The organism is Marinobacterium nitratireducens, assembly GCF_014645375.1.
Taxonomy (GTDB): Bacteria; Pseudomonadota; Gammaproteobacteria; order Pseudomonadales; family Balneatricaceae; genus Marinobacterium_A; species Marinobacterium_A nitratireducens.
In genome coordinates this window covers 199,674-216,923 of record NZ_BMLT01000003.1, presented here as the reverse complement: position 1 = coordinate 216,923, position 17,250 = coordinate 199,674, and the positions used below count along the sequence as shown (strand labels likewise).

Genomic DNA, 17,250 nt, shown 5'->3' with positions numbered 1-17,250 from the left:
TCGAACCGGGGCGGCGCTCCCAGGTACAGACCGCCGTCCCGGTATCGGAAACCGCTGTTTTGCATCCGCACAACCGGCTCTATAAAATTAGCGCCAGACTTTCCATCTGGATGGATTCCCCGCGCCCATGAGCAGTTCCAGTCATCTGAACGAGCTTGTCCGTCAGTTTTGCCAGCAACGGCCGATTCGTGCCGGCTCCCTGATCATTACCATCTTCGGCGACGCCATCGCGCCCCGCGGCGGAACGGTCTGGCTCGGTAGCCTGATCCAGGTGCTGGAGTCCCTTGGCCTCAATCAGCGGCTGGTTCGTACATCGGTGTTTCGTCTCAGCAAGGAAGAGAACTGGCTGTCGGCGGAGCAGGTGGGACGGCGCGCCTACTACAGTGTAACGTCCCAGGGGCGGCGCCGTTTCGACAAGGCGTTCAAGCGTATCTATGCACCGGTTCTGCCGGAGTGGGACGGCAGTTGGTGCCTGGTGGTACTGTCGCAGCTGCCCACCGAGAAACGCCAGGAAGTGCGGGACGAGTTGCAGTGGATGGGCTTTGGCGCCTTTTCGCCGACGCTGATGGCCGCCCCCAACTACGATATGCTGGAGCTGCGCAATACGCTGCAGGAGCTGGACGCGCTGGACGGCAGTATCCTGTTCGAAACCCGCCAGAACGAGACCAGCTCGTCCCGGGCACTGCGCGAGCAGTCGCGCGAATGCTGGAACCTCGACCAGATATCCGACAGTTATCGCCAGTTCCTCGACCGCTTCAGGCCCGTCTGGCAGGAGTTGAAGAACAAGGACAGCCTGGATCCGCAGGAGTGTTTCATTGCCCGCACACTGATGATTCACGAATATCGCAAGCTGTTGCTGCGCGATCCGCAGCTGCCGGCGGAGCTGCTGCCGCCGGACTGGAGCGGGGTGGCGGCGCGGCAGCTTTGCCGCAATCTCTACAGCCTCGTGTGCGGACCTTCGGAAGTCTACATCGGCGAAAGCATGGAAACCGCCGAAGGACCGTTGCCGGAGCCGACGCCCGCCTTCTACAAACGCTTTGGCGGTTTGAAGGTCTGATTTATACCGTTATCTTGCGTAACCCGTAACCCGTAACCCGTAAAGGGGCAGGCGACAGTAAAGGGTGTCGCCTGCGGTAGGGATCCGGGCTCAGAGCTTGCTGAAAGCGTCGTCGAAATCCCGTGCTGCAGCGTCTGTGAAGGTAAAGGTCTGACGAATGTAGGCGAGGGTGTTTTTCTCGATTTCGGTCACGCTGGTCCCGTCGCGGGCGGATTTGAACAGATCCGCCACCTCGTCCTTCGATAACTTTTCCTCGCCCTGGCCGGTTGTATGCTTGCGCGCCAGGTCCAGCAATTCCTTTTCATATTTGCTACCGTCGATTGTTTCGTAAGCCACTGTCGTCTCCTTTTGCTTGGGGTAAATGCCTGTCGACCGGACAGCTTTCCCGGCGGGCTTATTGAGTGTAGCCCCGTCTTCACGCAGGTGCGGAATATGCCTCGACCTCGATTGCTTCCTGTGTGGCAATACAGTTGTTCCGCCTGCGTTCATTATCCGCCCGGGTCAGGTGGCTACACTGGGTCCTTCCATCGGAGTGGACGCCTGCGACAGGGCGTCAGTCCGGCATAACAATAAAGACACGGTGGCGTCCTCAGCCGCCGAGCAGGAGATCCGACCTTGATGCTGAAACCCCTCTCCACGCTGGCGCTTGGCATAGCGCTGGCCGTTCCCTACGCCCAGACCGTGCAGGCTGCGGCCACCCGCGACCAGTCCGAACGGCCCAACATCCTGGTCGTTGTAGCCGACGACCTGGGCTATGCGGATATCGGCAGCTTTGGCGGCGAGATCGATACGCCGAATCTGGATGCCCTTGCCGGGGCCGGCTTGCGCTTTGCCAACTTCCATGCCGAGCCCGCCTGCTCGCCAACACGGGCGGCGTTGCTGACCGGTGTCGATCCCCACAAAGCCGGGCTTGGCAACATGGCCGAGGAGCTGGCGCCGAACCAGCAGGGCAAGCCGGGCTATGAGGGCTACCTGAACAACCGCGTGGTCAGTATTGCCAGTCTGCTCAGGGACTCGGGCTATGAAACCTACCTGAGCGGCAAGTGGCACCTCGGTAAGACCGAAGAGACCAGCCCCGCGGCCCGCGGCTTCGACAAGTCCTTTGCACTGCTGGTCAGCGGCAGTCACTTCGACGACATGAAGCCGGCCTACGCGCCGACGCCGGATGCCAAGGCGCTGTACCGCGAAGGCATGACCCTGCTCGACACCCTGCCCGATAACTTCGAGTATTCGACGCAGTTCTATGTCGATCAGATGATCGACTACATCGAGGCCGACAAGGACTCCGGCAAGCCCTTCTTCGGCTACCTGGCCTATTTTGCGCCGCACTGGCCGCTGCAGGCGCCGGATGCCGCACTGAAAAAATACCAGGGCCGTTACGATGAAGGCTACGATGTTATCCTCGAGCGCAGACTCGAACAGCAGAAGGCGCTTGGGCTGATACCGGCCGACGCCGAAGGGGCCGAACGGCCGCCCAAGGGCAAGGCCTGGAGCGAGCTGACGCCCGAGCAGCAGAAAATCGAAAAGCGGCAGATGGAAGTCTACGCGGCGATGGTCGATCAGATCGACGTTCACACCGGGCGCCTGATCGACTACCTCAAGGCCAATGACCTTTACGACAACACCGTGGTGCTGTTTATCTCGGACAACGGCCCCGAAGGGCACGATCTCGACGAAACCTGGCCGGGCGACCAGTTCCCGGCGATCCGCAAGGTGATCGACGAGACCCACGACTTCAGCTACGAGCAGATGGGACGCGTTGGCTCCTACACCTTCTACGGTCCCAACTGGGCGCAGGTGTCGTCGCCGGCGTTTCGTCTGCACAAAGGCTTCCCGACCGAAGGCGGCACCCGGGTTCCGGCCATGCTGCGCATGCCGGGCGATGCGCGCAAGGGCGAGATCGTCGACGATCTGGTCACCGTGCGCGACGTGACACCGACGCTGCTCGAACTGGCCGGCGTCGAACATCCGGGGTCCCTCTACAAGGACCGTGAAGTCGAACCCATGACCGGCCTGTCCTTCGCGTCCCTGCCGCAGGGCGGCAAGATGCCCGAGCGCGTCGTTGGCGGCGAGCTGTTCGGCAAGCGCTTCGTCCGTGCCGGCGACTGGAAGCTGGTGCATATGCCCGAGCCCTGGGGCACGGGTGAATGGAACCTCTACAACCTCAAGTCCGATCTGGCCGAACGCCACGACCTGGCGGCCGAGGAACCGGAAAAACTCGCTGAAATGAAAGGCCTCTGGGAGCAGTACGCCGCCGACAACAACGTCATTCTGCCGGACCAGGTCAGCGGTTATTAAGTAGGTTGGGTACAGCACCGAAGGTGCGAAACCCAACACCGTTACCTCATCGCCGGCCACGTTGAAAAGGCTGCCCGGTCGCACTGCGGCGGACCCGTCCGGGTCCGTCGATCCCCTTTCCAATCCGTTTTCTCCTAAACCGACTTCACTTCCGGTCCATCTCCAGAGACAGCGTCTCATCGACCAGCGCGATCATATTGGCGAGGGTCGGCGAGTCGTTATCGGAGCGCCAGGCGAAACAGAGTGGCATACTGCATTCGTCGAGCTCTTTCATGCGCAGGTACCGTACGCCGGGAATGACCGTGCTTTCGCCGGCGGAGGCCGGCACGACTGCCATGCCGAGGCCCGCTGCGACCATGCTGAGAATGGCGATATTGTCGGCCCCGTACTGAACCGGCCGCGGGTTGAAACCCAGGCGATGAAGATGTGAGAGAACGCGGTCGTAGTAGACCGGTGAGGCGCTGCGGGCGCCCCATACGAAATCCTCGTCGTTCAGTGCGCTGAGGCTGTTGGGGGCTGCTTCGGCCAGCGGTGATGACTCCGGCACGGCCAGTATCAGGCTGTCCCGGTGCAGCAAGCGGCTCGAGAGCCCGGCCGGTGCCTCATCGTCCAGGTAGAGAATGCCGGCGTCGAGTTTGCCCTGCTGCAAACGCTCCAGCTGCGGACCCGACAGCAGCGGGAATACCTCGAATGCAACGCCGTTATAGCGTTTACGGTAGGCCCCCAGCAGTTCTGCGACCATGGGCAGCCAGAGATGAGTCACGGTGATCCCGAGGCTCAGCTTGCCGCTCAGACCGTTGTCCAGAGCCGCCAGCCGGGCGATCACCTGCTGGCGTTGATCCAGCAGGTCCTGCGCATCCTCGTAGAGTGCCCGTCCGGTAATCGTGAGCTGCATGCCCTGGGAATGGCGGGTGAACAGCTGCGTGCCGAGGGAATCCTCCAGCAGCTTGATCTGGCGGGTCAGCGCCGGCTGGGCGACATGAACCCGCCGGCTGGCGCCGGAAACCGAGCCTTCCTCCACGACGGCGACAAAGTACTGCAGTTGTCGAAAATCCATGGGTATACCGGAAAGGTATTGAGAAGATAGAAATTATATATTTTTACGATGGGCCTGGGTACTCCATAGTGAAACGGCACCACCGGACAACCTGTTTCACCGACAGTTGGCCGGACGATAAAACAAACCGGCTCGTTCCGGAACAATAAAAACAACAGCAACTCGCTCTCGGCAGCGGGATTTGATTCTTGCCATTGCACAGTACTCAAACCCGGGAACCTGCGAATAAGTCGCAGTGAGGCTTCGGTTCGCGCTGCGAGCCAGAGTTCAATGTGACTTGTTCGCCGGTTCCAAAGCCTCATCTTAAGCGAGTCTAGGAGCTGATCCATGAGCAAGACCTACAACCTTTTGGTTGGTTTGCATTTCCTCGTCTGTACCCTGGCCATGATCTGGCCGGGCGCCCTGATCGCAAACCGTATCGAACCCACCGTACTTGGCATACCCTTCTTCATGGCTTGGTACATCCTCTGGATGTGTCTGCTGTTCGTCGGTACCTGGATCGCCTACAACGTGCGCCACGGAGGTAACCGCGATGAGTAATTCGGTTATCATCACCGGCATCACCCTGGTGTATATGGCAATCATGCTCTGGGTTGGTCTGCGGGCCCGCACACAGGAAAGTTCAAGCCTCGAAGGCTATGCGGCCGGTGGACGTCACGTCGGCGTTGTCGTCCTGTTCTTTATTCTCGGTGCCGAGATATTTTCTGCCTTCGCCTTCCTTGGCGCTCCCGGTTGGGCCTATAAAAACGGCGCACCGGCGTTCTACATCCTTGCCTACCTGTCCTTGGTGCCAATCATGCTTTGGATGGTGGGCCCTCGTGTCCGTGAGCTCGGAGTTAAGCGGGGATACCTGACCCACGGCGACATGCTGGCTGACCACTACTCCAGCAAGCCTCTGGGCATTTTCGCGGGCGTAGTCGGGGTAGCTGCTTCGGTGCCTTATCTGACTATTCAGATTGCCGGCGCGGGTCTGCTGTTTTCGGCTGCCACCGATGGCCTGGTGCCGTTCTGGCTTGGCGCGCTTATAGCGCTGGTCGTGACCACGATTTATGTCTTCTGCAGCGGCCTGAATGGTATCGGCTGGACCAACCTGGTGCAGGGCGTGATGATGATTGCCATCGCCTGGTTCCTGGGTGTTGCCATTCCGGATCGTCTCTACGGCGGTGTCAGCGAAATGTTTACCCAGATTCAGCAGCAGGCGCCGGAGTACCTGACGATGCCGGGTGCCAATGGCATGGGCTGGGGCTTCTTCACTACCGCCATCCTGATCAGCTGCTTCGGTGGTTGGACCTGGCCTCACATGTTCACCAAGTTCTATACCGCCGACAGTGGCAAGTCACTGCGCCGTGTCAGCGCGATCTACCCGCTGTACGCCACTCTGCTGATACCCCTGATGTTCATTGGCTTCGCCGGAATCTTGATCTTTGCCGACACTCCGCTGGATCGTGCTGATACAGTACTGCTGAAGCTCGTTATCGAGGTTGCTGAATTCTCTCCCTGGGTTATCGGCCTGATGCTCTCCGGTGCCTTGGCGGCGGCGATGTCGACCGGCGCTAACCTGGCCCATACTGCGGGTGTGGTACTGACACGTGATGTGTTTGGCCCCACCATTATGCGTAACAGCAGCGACACGGACGCGGTGAAGGTCACTCGCTGGAGCGTTGTCGTAATATCTGTAATTGCCTATGTGGTCGCTCTTCTGAACCCATCCTCTCTGGTGCTGCTGCTGCTGGGCGCCTTCGGCCTGATAGCGCAGCTGGTGCCGATGACTCTGGGCGCACTCTTCTTCCCGAGCCTCAAGCGTACTAGTGCTATGGCCGGCGCAGCAGTGGGTAGTGTCGTGTTCCTGGTATTCCAGTTTGCGATCGACTCTCCGTTCGGCTGGCATCCGGGAGTCTGGGGTCTGTTAGCCAACGCAGTGATCCTGGCTGTATTCCAGATCGCAGCATCAAAAAAGCCGGAAACCGAGGAAACTGCTGAATTTGCCTCCGCACCCATCCAGGTGCCAGAAGCGCAGTCCTGATCGGTACAGTATTACCACGACTCATCGATTTTAGATCCGTGTAATCCGGCGGAGACGCCGGGTTCGGGTCAACCACAATATTTAAACGGAGCTTTAATGAACACTCTCAATATTGGTCTGCAATGGAATGAACTGGACGATCAGCTGAAAGAGGCTATCACCGGTAACGCCGATAAGGTCTGGGAATACGCCGAAGTCGGCTTCGAAGAGTTCAAGAGCAGTCGCACTCTGGTTGAATGGATCGAATCCGAAGGCTTCGAGATCACCGAGCGCAACGTTGCCGGAATCGATACTTCCTGGGTCGCCACCTTTGGTTCAGGCAGCCCGGTGATCGGCATCCTCACCGAATACGATGCTCTGCCTGACCTCGGCAACGAGGCAGTACCGAGCCAGACTCCGCGTAAAGACGGCACCACCAGCGGCCATGGTTGTGGCCACAATTTGATTGGTACCGGTGCCATCGGCGGTGCCATAGCGCTGAAGCGCCGTATGGAGAACGCCGGCATCACCGGGACCCTGCGCGTCTATGGCTGCCCGGCGGAGGAGCTGCTTGCCGGCAAGAACTACATGGCCAAGGCCGGCGTGTTCGACGATCTCGACGCCTGTCTGCACTGGCATCCGATGAACATGAACTCCACCTTCAATATCGCCACCGTCGCTTCTGCGGACCTGCGTTTCGAGTGGCAGGGCAAAAACGCCCACGCCGGCGCCGCCCCCTGGGAAGGGCGCAGTGCGCTGCACGCCAGCGAACTCTTTGCTCACGGCATCAACACCATGCGCGAGCACATCGTGCCGGAAGCACGCATGCACTACTACGTCGAGAATGGTGGTAGCGCGGTCAACGTGATTCCGGACAAGGCCAGCATTGTCTTCCGCTACCGTGGTCCCAACGCCGCCGACGTGCAGAAGAACGTTGCCTGGATCCGGGACATCGCCAAAGGGGCTGCACTGATGACCCAGACCGAGGTCGAAGTCGTCGATATGGCGGCCTGCTACGACGTGCTGCCGAACCAGGTGCTGTCTGATCGGGTGTATGCCCATCTCGAAAGTTTCCAGGTGCCGGAGTGGACCGAAGAAGAGCAGGCTTTTGCCCGTACCCTGCAGCGTGAAGCCGGCTACCCGGAAGACGGCATGGCTACCGATATGGCGCCCGATTTCCGTGGTGCCAGCATGGGCGGTTCAACCGATGTGGGCGATATCAGCTACATCACTCCAACCATGGGTGTTTTGGTCGCGTCCTGGCCGCTTCACGTGCAACCGCACCACTGGGGCGCCACCGCCTCCAACGGGACGACCCTGGGCCACAAGGCCGCAATCAAAGCGGCTCAGGTACTGGCGGCCACCGGTCTCGACCTGCTGACCGACCCGGACCTGCTGGAAGCAGCCACTGCTGAGTTCAAGGAACGTACCGGCGGCAAGCCCTATCAGAGCATGTGCACGGCAGAGGCCCACCCGATCATTCGTCAGCGCTACGCGCAGGCGGGCGGCGGTTCCTGCGGCTGCATTGCCGATAGCCTCGGCAAAGACTAACCAAGCTCTGGTTCGGCGCTCCTTCTGTGGGGCGCCGATTCCAATCAAGACCTGTTGGGTAGCGGCCGCTGCGAGCAAAATAAAATACGGGTAGCTGGAAAGAGGACAGTATTGAACAGTCTTCTGCGTTACGCCTAATAACCCCGTAGTAAATGTAGAAACCTGTTTTTACATATACCGAGCTTTTGTTTGGAGCTGGCCTGCGCCTGAACGTTAGTTAAATTCCGAAATTTGGAAATATTTAAAAATAATTATATTCGGGATCGCTGTTCTTTTATTGCCCCTCATTATTCTAATTACTAAGATTGAAGGTTAATAAAGCATGAAGTTTCGAGTATGGTCCTCGTTGCCTGTATTACTACCGCTGATCTTTTCAGGTACGGTGGCCGCGGCTCCATTGGGCAGTGTTGTACAGGATTCGGCAAGCGCCGTAATTGAGAGTCTGGTCACTGACAGTAAATTTAAGCTCCGCTACAGCCAGTTTTACTGGAAAGAATCCGGGGAAGCCGGGTATGCGGGCAACGACCGCGATGAGTGGGTACATGCACTGCGCGCTGATTACAGCTCGGGCTATCTTTTTGATTTTATCGGTTTCGATTACAGCTTCGGTATGGCCGACGACCTGTATATCGGCGATAACATCAGCAACACCAGTAACCTGAAGTACAACCCCGCGGACCCCACCCATCCGGACGGCCTGGCCGGCACCACCCAGGCTTTCCTTAAAGCCAAAGTGGGCGACGAAAAAATCGGTCTGGACATGAGCTTGGGTCAGAAACAGCGCCACCGCATGCTCCTCCAGGATTCCCAGTCGCGCATATTGCCCTCCGGCACCGTAGGCTACGACCTGGATGCTCATGTAGGGTCGCTGAAGTTCTACTATACAGAAATCGATAAGCAGAGCCCGCGTGATGATGACTACTGGGGGCGTAACCTGACCAACTTCCTGGGCCAGCAGATCGACTCGGTGCAGGTCTACGGTGCCAATTACAGTTTTGACAATGGTCTCTATCTTGCTGCAGAGCAAGCTGTCGCTGAAGACTATCTCAAACGACAGGTCGCCAAAGCTCAGTACAAAATGCCCGTGGCTGAAGGTAATCTCAAACTCGAGCTGTTGGGCGCCCGGGAACAGGACGACGGTGATCTGTTTGAGTACGATGGTATAAACGGCTTTCTTCCTGAGACCGACGACCATGACGCGCGTTACTGGGAAGCCGGTATCACATACTCGCGCGACGGGTACTACGTGGGTCTGTTGCACTCGAAGATCACCGGTGCCGACTTTAACCGCCCGCTGTTCAGCCGGGATTACGGTGCCACTTACCGGGGCACAGACCTGTTCTACGCTTTCTCGCTCGAGGATGAGGCGATGTGGAAGCTCAAGGCCGGCACTGATTTTGCGCGCTGGGGTCTGCCCGGTATGCGTTGGGATATGCACCTGGCGTATTCCGACGGTGCAGAAGGGTTTGACGGTTTTCGCCGTTACGAAGCACAGAGTGTCCTGCAGTATCGCTTTAGTGGCGAGCTCGACGGCCTCAGCCTGGCCTGGCTGAGCGTGACCCACGATACCGAGGGTACCCCCGATGGTGTGAACCGGACCTTCAGCGGATACAACATCACCCAGCACGATGCGAACCGTATTTACGTTAATTACGACATAAAATTCTGAGGAATTTTCATGAATTCTCTCAGTGCCACCCAGCAGTGGAGTGGCTGGGCGACGCATCGTTTAAAAAGCAACCAAGTCTAACTCGACGCCCGCGTTTTGCTGGCGTCGAGTCGCATCGAAAGCGGAAGGCCCTAATGCCCTGAAAGAAAATCACTTAAATATGAGGAGTTCTGATTCGTCAGTCCATCTCGGAATGCTTCTTTAGACAATGAAATCCAAGTTGCCTTATTTTCCAGAAGCATGCCTTACGCCGAGCCCGCGGGCGCATGTATCGGATTTAGAAAAACTCTACACAGTATCCAATCAAGGCCAGTTCGCTTAAATCAGTGACATGGCTGTTATCCACCTGGTCCAGATAGATGAATGCAAAATGGTCACCCTTTCCATGGGTATGCTTCGCGATGTGTGTTGGCGTTATGAGCACCGCGCTGATCAGCCCGCTTTATGGGCTCTACAAGGAAGCCTGGCAGCTTCAAGCCAGCGACGTATCGGTTATCTATGTGGTTTATATGGCAGGGGCGCTGTTTGGCCTGCTTTTCCTGGGTCAATTATCCGACCGAATTGGCTTTCAAAAAGTCATGCAGCTTTCATTGAGTCTTATCCTTGTGGGCACGCTCCTGTCTATGTTGGCCTGGAACACAACCAGCCTGAACGCGGCCCGCCTGATCGTCGGTGTGGCATCCAGTCTCATGACGACAGGCGCGTCTATCGGCTTGAGGCTCCTGTTGTCCAGACACCACACACGCAAGGCTTCCATGATTACCACCGTGCTGATCGCGCTCGGTTTTGGCGTTGGCCCCTTGGTGGGGGGAGTAATTGGTCAATGGGTAACCCGTCCGCTTGTCATGGCCTATGCGCCAACCATCGTATTGGGTAGTCTGGGAATATATGCACTGCGTCGCATCGCCATTCCCGATGATGCCAAGGTCATCACAGACTCATCTCAGCCACGGGCTGGCGACTGGAAGCAGTGGTTGCCAAAACTGACCTGGCCTCAGTCGTCTGACTCGGTGGCGTTTTTATTGACGGTTATTAGTTCGTTCCTCGCGTTCGGCGTGTTTGGCTTATATGCGTCGATGGCGCCACTGTTTCTGGAAAAGATGATCGACTGGCAGGGGCCCTTCATCAGCGGGGCCGCGATTGCAGTGATATTGCTGATGTCGGCGGGTGTACAACTACTTTTCGTGCATCTGCCGACTCGATGGAGTGGCTTTGTCGGGTTGACCGCTTTCGCTCTATGCAGCGCTCTTCTGTTGGTTAATCTCCAGCTTGGCTCTGTGCTGCTGCTCGCATTAGGTATCCTGGCGACAGCCATCGGTCACGGGATGAGCCTGCTGGCAGGTATGAATATGGTGAATCGCATCGCTGAGCCACACAATCACTCGGGGTTATTTGCAACCTATCTTGTCGTTGGCTACTTCGGCAGCATGATACCCATCCTGGGAGTTGGGTGGATAGCCGACTACTGGGGCATGCAAATGGCCGTTTCCCTCTTTTGCTACGGTGTTATAACCGTCGGTATGATCTCTGCGTTTTGCTTCTTCCGGCACCCACGAATGCATGGTGAGTAGTTACTGTTGTTTCAGAGCTTTGCCGCCAAATGCGGCATGGTGACCGCTATGAATGATTCGTTTATCGTCACCGGTATAACGCTGGTCTACCTGGTCGCGGTGCTTTGGCTGGGCTTGCGGGCCCGCTCGCAAAGCGCCTCGGGCCTCGAAGGCTACGTTGCCTGCATCCTGGTGTTTGCCGACACACCGCTGGAGCGTGCCGACACCGTACTGCTGAAGCTGGTCATCGAGATCGCCGATTTCTCGCCCTGGATCATTGGCCTGATGCTCTCCGGTGCGCTGGCGGCGGCAATGTCGACCGGTGCCAACCTGGCCCATACCGCGGGTGTTGTGCTGGTGCGCGACGTCTTCGGCGCCACCTTCATGCGCAACTGCAGCGATGAGACCGCGGTGAGAGTGACACGCTGGAGTGTGGTCGGCGTGTCCCTGATGGCCTATCTGATTGCGCTGTTCAACCCGTCGTCGCTGGTGATGCTGCTGTTGGGTGCCTACGGCCTGATCGTGCAGCTGATGCCGATGGCGCTGGGCGCGCTGTTCTTCCGCAAGCTCAGGCGCCACAGCGTGTTTGCCGGTGCGGCGGTGGGCAGTCTGCTGTTCCTGCTGTTCCAGTTCCTGGTCGACTCGCCGTTCGGCTGGCACGCCGGTGTCTGGGGCCTGCTGGCGAATGTGGCGGTGGTCGCGCTGTTCCAGGTGGCCGTGGCAAAAAAGCCGGTATCCCGCGAGGCCGCCGCCTGAGGCGGCAGGATGATGACTGAATCAGGAGTTTTCAACGTGAGTGACAGCGCAGTGACCCATTTGAGAGAACGTATCGACGGCGGGATCGATAAGGTATACGCCGGTATCCAGGAACTGTATCGGGATATTCATCAGCATCCGGAATTGCCATTCCAGGAATTCAATACCAGCCGCAAACTGGCCGGGGCGCTGGAGGCGCACGGTTTCGAGGTGACGCGCGAGGTCGGCCGTACCGGTGTGGTGGCGCTGCTGCGCAACGGAGAGGGGCCGACGCTGATGCTGCGCGGCGATATGGACGCGCTGCCGATCAGGGAGCAGACCGGCCTCGACTACGCCAGCTGCGCAACAGCCGAAACAGAGCATGGCGAGCGTGTGCCGGTGATGCACGCCTGCGGCCATGATCTGCACAGCAATTGCCTGGTCGGTGCCGCAGCGGTACTGGCCGGTCTCAGGGACCGCTGGCAGGGCACGCTGATGGTGGTATGCCAGCCCGCCGAGGAGATCTTCGGCGGCGCCCAGGCGATGCTCGACGACGGCCTCTATCGGCGCTTTGCGCGGCCCGATATCATCTTCGGCCAGCACAATATGCCGGCCCTGGCCGGCACCGTCGGCCATATCGCCGGGCAGGCAATGTCCGCGGCCACCACGCTCGGCGTCACCATCCACGGCGCCGGCGGCCACGGCTCGATGCCCGCCAATACCGTCGATCCGGTGGTGATCGCGGCGCACGTGGTCACGCGGCTGCAGACAATCGTTTCGCGCGAGGTGCCGCCCGATCAGACTGTGGTCGTCACCGTCGGCAAGCTCCACGCCGGCACCCAGGGCAATATCATTCCGCACAGCGCGGAACTCGAGATCAACGTGCGCAGCTTCGACAACGAACTGCATGGCCGGGTACTGGAGTCGATCCGGCGCATTATCCGTGCCGAATGCGACGCCGGCCGCTCGCCGAAGCCGCCCGAGTTCGAGGTGCTGACCGAGACCATCGCGCTGGTCAACGACCCGGACAGCGTAGACCGGGTGCGGCGCGCGCATGCCGACTACTTCGGCGATGATGGCCTGTTCGAGATGCCGCGTCTGAACGGCAGCGAGGATTTCCCGTACTTCGGCAACGCCGCGGCCGGCGGCTTCGGCGGCGACGATATCCCCTACGTCTACTGGTTCCTCGGCGCCGTGACGCCGGAGCGCTGGCACGACACACCGGGACAGAATGTGGCGGCCAAGATGGGGCATCTGGAGATGCCGCATTCGCCGTACTACAACCCGGGCCATGATTCGACGTTGCGCGCCGGAATCGGCGCCATGGTGTCCGCGACCCTGGCGTATCTCGGCAGCTGATCGAGGTGTGATGCCCGCGAGGGCGGGCTGACTGCCAGGGATGGCGTAATATGCCCGTTGTGCCTATTGCCGGTGGGCCCGTTTCATGGCGCCGCTTGGCCGCGTCGACTGACGCCGCGATCGGCATGTCTGAGCTATGCTTACCCAGCCAAGATGTCCCGGAGCCGTGATCGGCCGGAAACCCAGACAGAAGGAATTGATCCATGAAGCTCACCCCCGTTGCACTTGCGGTGGCATGCTGTAGCGCCGCTGTCGTGACCACGACATTCGCCCAGTCGCCGGTTAAGCCAGCGCAGTTTCCCGAAGGGCGCCCCTATTCGCCTTACGCCAACCGCGGCTTCCCGACCCAGGTATACTGGGGCGACGAGCATCTGCATACCGCCTGGTCGGGCGATGCGGCCGCGTCCGGCACCACTCTGGGGCCCGAGGAGGCGCTGCGCTTTGCCCGTGGCGAGCAGGTGACGTCCAACAGCGGGCAGCCGGTCAAGCTCGGTCGCGCGCTCGACTGGCTCAGCATCACCGACCACTCCGACGCCCTCGGCGTCGTCAGTGGCATCATCTCCGGCGACCCGGAGCTGCTCAAGGATCCCAAGATCAAGGAATGGCACGAGAAAATGCAGCAGGGTGGGGCGGCGGCCACCGCGGTGATGTCCGAGATGATCTCGATGCAGTCCAACGGCACCCTGCCCAAGGCGATGACCGATCCGGAATTCCTGCAGACGGTATGGGAGCGCCACACGGCCATCGTCGACAGGTACAACGACCCCGGCAAGTTCACCGCCTTTATCGCCTACGAGTGGAGCTCGAACCCGGGCGGCGGCGACAACCTGCATCGCAACGTCATTTACCGGGACGACAAGAGCCGGGCCGACCAGGCGACACCGATGACCACCTTCGACAGCAACAACCCGGAAAAACTCTGGGAGTGGATGGCGGCCTACGAGGAGAAGACCGGCGGCCGCATGCTGGCCATTCCACACAACGGCAACCTGTCCAACGGCCGCATGTTCTCGCTCAAGACCTTCGAGGGCAAGGAGCTCACCAAGGCCTGGGCCGACGCCCGCGCCAAATGGGAACCGCTTTACGAGATCACCCAGCCCAAGGGCACCGGCGAGCAGCATCCGACGCTGTCGCCCAACGACGAGTTCGCCGGCTTCGAGATCTGGGACAAGGGCAATCTCAACCTGCTGCCGAAGAAAGAGGGTATGATCGCCACCGAGTACGCCCGCGAGGCGCTGAAGAACGGACTGATGCTGGAGGAAAAGCTCGGCACCAACCCGTTCAAGTTCGGTATTGCCGGCGGCACCGACATGCACACCGGGCTCACCGCCGACGAGGAAAACAACTTCTTCGGCAAGTACGGTACCTCCGAGCCCAAAGGCGAGCGCTGGAACGACGATGCGCTCTCTTTCGAAGGCCGGGTGGTCAAGGACTGGGAAATGGGCGCGTCGGGCCGCACCGGTGTCTGGGCCACGGAAAACACCCGCGAGGCGCTCTGGGATGCCATGGCACGCAAGGAAACCTACGGCACCACCGGTCCGCTGATCACGGTGCGCTTCTTCGGCGGCTTCGACTTCACCGCGGATGATGCGCTGTCACGCGAGCCCGCCAATATCGGCTACGCCAAGGGCGTGCCGATGGGTGGCGACCTGCAGCGCGCGCCTGAAGGCAAGGCGCCGAGTTTCCTGGTCGGTGCCCGCAAGGATCCCATGTATGGCAACCTCGATCGTATCCAGATAATCAAGGGATGGGTCGATGACAAGGGCGACACCCACGAGAAGATCTACGATGTCGTCTGGGGCGATGCCGATTCCCGCAGCATCGGCGACGACGGCAAGCTGGCGCCGGTCGGCAACACCGTCGATGCGGCAAACGCCACCTGGACCAATACCATCGGCGATCCGGAGCTGATTACCGTCTGGACCGATCCGGACTTCGATCCCTCACTGCGCGCTTTCTACTACGCCCGCGTGCTGGAAATCCCGACGCCGCGCTGGACCACCTATGACGCCGCGCGTTTCGGCATTACGGTCGGGCCCGAGGTGCCGGTATCGATCCAGGAACGCGCCTACACATCCCCGATCTGGTACACGCCATGAGACGACTGTTACAGGAACCTCTGCTGCACTTTCTTCTGCTCGGCACCCTGATCTTCGGGTTCTATGGCGTGCTCAGCGGAGAGGATGCGAAAAGCGAAAACGACGCTGTCGTTGTCAGTGCCGGCCAGGTGGAAAGTCTGGCCGCGAACTTCACCAAACTCTGGCAGCGAGCGCCGTCGGAACAGGAGCTCAAGGGCCTGGTCGACCAGTACGTCAAGGAGGAGATTCTCAGCCGCGAGGCGGTCAAGCTCGGTCTCGACCAGAACGACACCGTGATCCGGCGTCGTTTACAGCAGAAGATGGAGTTTGTCGCCGAGGGCCTGGTCGCCGTCAGCCGACCGGATGATGACGAGCTGGCCGCCTATCTGTCTGCGCATCCGGAGAAATTCGCGCGCGAGCCGCGGTTCAGCTTTCGCCAGGTGTTTCTCGATCCGGGGAAACAGGGCGCAGCGCTGGCCGAGGTCACCGCCGACCTGCGCCGCCAGTTGCGCGATGGCGCCGATCCCGCTGGGCTTGGCGACGGCCTGATGCTGCCGGCAGCTTTTGCAGACGCCTCCCGGACCGACGTCGCCAACACCTTCGGCAAGGCGTTTGCCTCGCAGCTGGGCTCCTTGCAGGAGGGGAGCTGGTCGGGGCCGGTCGCCTCCGGGTACGGCGTGCATCTGGTATTCCTCGAGCGCAAGCAGGCAGCCAGTCTGCCGCAGCTCGCCGAGGTCCGGGACGAGGTGGAGCGCAGCCTGATGGCCGAGCGGCGCAGCAGAGCCAATGCCGACCTGCTGGACGGGCTGCTGTCGAAGTACGACGTCCGGGTCGACTGGCCGCAGGCCGCCCCGGCGATCGAAATCAGTCGTAACGGGGAACAACAGTGAGAAAACTCTACTGCTGGCTGGTCCTGCTCGGCGGCCTGCTGTTGGCGGGTGTGACGTCGGCCCACGAGGTGCGGCCGGCGTATCTCGAACTGCGACAGGTCGCAGGCGATACCTACGATGTGCTCTGGAAGGTCCCGGCCCGGGGCGATGACCTGCGCCTGGGGATCTATGTCCGGTTTCCCGACGGCACCGAGGCGGTTTCCGAGCCTGCCGCGGTGCTCGATGGCGGGGCCTATATCGAGAGCTGGCGGGTAAGACGGGAAGGCGGGCTTGCCGGGCAGCGGGTCGGTATTGCGGGTCTTCCCGCGACGCGTATCGATGTCCTGGTACGGGTGATCGGCGAGGGTGGCGCAACCCAGACCGAACGCCTGTTGCCCGATAACCCCGGGTTCGTCGTGGCCTCGACACCATCCGCTTGGGGCGTGGCCAGCAGCTATCTCGGGCTCGGCGTCGAGCACATTCTGCTGGGCGTCGACCATCTGCTGTTCGTGTTGACGCTGGTGCTGCTGGTCACGGGCTGGAAGCGCCTGCTGGGCACCATCACGGCGTTCACCCTGTCGCACAGTCTTACCCTGGTAGCGGCGACGCTGGGCCTGCTGCAGGTACCGGGCCCGCCGGTCGAGGCCTGCATCGCGCTGAGCATTGCCTTTGTCGCGGCGGAGATCGTTCGCGGGCGGCAGGGTGGGGCGCCGGGCCTGACCGCGCGTGCGCCCTGGCTGGTAGCCTTCGCCTTCGGTCTGCTGCACGGGCTGGGTTTTGCCGGCGCGCTCGCCGATCTCGGTCTGCCGCAGCAGGCCATCCCGCTGGCGCTGCTGTTCTTCAATCTCGGGGTCGAGCTCGGCCAGCTCGCGTTTATCGCCGTGGTACTGTCGTTTATGGCGGGGCTTCGTCGCCTGCCGCTGCCCGCCACCGGCTGGGGCTGGCGGCTGGCGCCCTATTCAATCGGTGCGGTGTCGATGTTCTGGCTGCTCGAACGTCTTGCGGCCTTCTGACCCAAACGACCG

The 17,250-nt window shown here is 60.5% G+C and carries 14 protein-coding genes; 12 read left to right on the top strand and 2 right to left on the bottom strand.

All coding sequences use genetic code 11. From position 1 onward, the window contains the following. Positions 1-127 precede the first annotated feature (127 nt). Positions 128-1,057: a phenylacetic acid degradation operon negative regulatory protein PaaX gene (gene paaX, locus IEX85_RS06705; protein WP_188859723.1), complete on the top strand. Its 930-nt coding sequence runs from the start codon at positions 128-130 to the stop codon at positions 1,055-1,057. Between the two features lie 90 nt (positions 1,058-1,147). On the opposite strand, the gene IEX85_RS06700 is transcribed toward paaX, so the two are convergent. Further along, on the bottom strand, positions 1,148-1,393 hold the full coding sequence (locus tag IEX85_RS06700) for a hypothetical protein (RefSeq protein WP_188859721.1): 246 nt from the start codon (positions 1,391-1,393) through the stop codon (positions 1,148-1,150). Between the two features lie 282 nt (positions 1,394-1,675). On the opposite strand from IEX85_RS06700, the gene IEX85_RS06695 reads away from it, so the two are divergent. Further along, positions 1,676-3,355 carry an arylsulfatase gene (locus IEX85_RS06695; protein ID WP_188859719.1) on the top strand — a complete coding sequence of 560 codons (1,680 nt, stop codon included), beginning with the start codon at positions 1,676-1,678 and terminating at the stop codon, positions 3,353-3,355. A gap of 145 nt (positions 3,356-3,500) precedes the next feature. On the opposite strand, the gene IEX85_RS06690 is transcribed toward IEX85_RS06695, so the two are convergent. Next, positions 3,501-4,412 carry a LysR family transcriptional regulator gene (locus tag IEX85_RS06690; RefSeq protein WP_188859717.1) on the bottom strand — a complete coding sequence of 304 codons (912 nt, stop codon included), beginning with the start codon at positions 4,410-4,412 and terminating at the stop codon, positions 3,501-3,503. Positions 4,413-4,739: 327 nt separating this feature from the next. Here IEX85_RS06690 and IEX85_RS06685 point away from each other — a divergent pair, with 327 nt between their 5' ends. The 10 genes from IEX85_RS06685 to IEX85_RS06640 all read left to right on the top strand — a co-directional run bounded on the left by IEX85_RS06685 (position 4,740) and on the right by IEX85_RS06640 (position 17,238). Next, positions 4,740-4,952, top strand: a complete 213-nt coding sequence (locus tag IEX85_RS06685; protein ID WP_188859715.1) for a DUF3311 domain-containing protein — start codon at positions 4,740-4,742, stop codon at positions 4,950-4,952. Beyond that, the gene (locus IEX85_RS06680; RefSeq protein ID WP_188859713.1) at positions 4,945-6,435 is read left to right on the top strand and encodes a sodium:solute symporter family protein; all 1,491 of its coding nucleotides are present in this window, start codon (positions 4,945-4,947) and stop codon (positions 6,433-6,435) included. Before IEX85_RS06685 ends, IEX85_RS06680 begins: the two co-directional genes overlap by 8 nt. A gap of 96 nt (positions 6,436-6,531) precedes the next feature. Next, complete coding sequence (locus IEX85_RS06675; protein WP_188859712.1) at positions 6,532-7,965, top strand: amidohydrolase; 1,434 nt, start codon at positions 6,532-6,534, stop codon at positions 7,963-7,965. Positions 7,966-8,287: 322 nt separating this feature from the next. Continuing rightward, positions 8,288-9,634, top strand: coding sequence for an OprD family outer membrane porin (locus tag IEX85_RS06670; protein ID WP_188859710.1), 1,347 nt, complete (start codon positions 8,288-8,290; stop codon positions 9,632-9,634). Positions 9,635-9,993: 359 nt separating this feature from the next. Continuing rightward, a complete protein-coding gene (locus IEX85_RS06665; RefSeq protein WP_188859709.1) occupies positions 9,994-11,205 on the top strand; it encodes an MFS transporter in 1,212 nt (403 codons plus the stop codon). 48 nt (positions 11,206-11,253) lie between these two features. After that, complete coding sequence (locus IEX85_RS06660; RefSeq protein WP_229721817.1) at positions 11,254-11,940, top strand: sodium:solute symporter family transporter; 687 nt, start codon at positions 11,254-11,256, stop codon at positions 11,938-11,940. Positions 11,941-11,976: 36 nt separating this feature from the next. Then, positions 11,977-13,278 (top strand): amidohydrolase, encoded by a 1,302-nt coding sequence (locus tag IEX85_RS06655; RefSeq protein ID WP_229721816.1) that lies wholly within the window; start codon positions 11,977-11,979, stop codon positions 13,276-13,278. Positions 13,279-13,481: 203 nt separating this feature from the next. Further along, on the top strand, positions 13,482-15,377 hold the full coding sequence (locus IEX85_RS06650) for a DUF3604 domain-containing protein (protein ID WP_188859705.1): 1,896 nt from the start codon (positions 13,482-13,484) through the stop codon (positions 15,375-15,377). Next, positions 15,374-16,246: a peptidylprolyl isomerase gene (locus tag IEX85_RS06645; RefSeq protein WP_188859703.1), complete on the top strand. Its 873-nt coding sequence runs from the start codon at positions 15,374-15,376 to the stop codon at positions 16,244-16,246. The genes IEX85_RS06650 and IEX85_RS06645 overlap by 4 nt, the downstream gene beginning before the upstream one ends. Next, complete coding sequence (locus tag IEX85_RS06640) at positions 16,243-17,238, top strand: HupE/UreJ family protein (RefSeq protein ID WP_229721815.1); 996 nt, start codon at positions 16,243-16,245, stop codon at positions 17,236-17,238. The genes IEX85_RS06645 and IEX85_RS06640 overlap by 4 nt, the downstream gene beginning before the upstream one ends. Positions 17,239-17,250 lie beyond the last annotated feature (12 nt).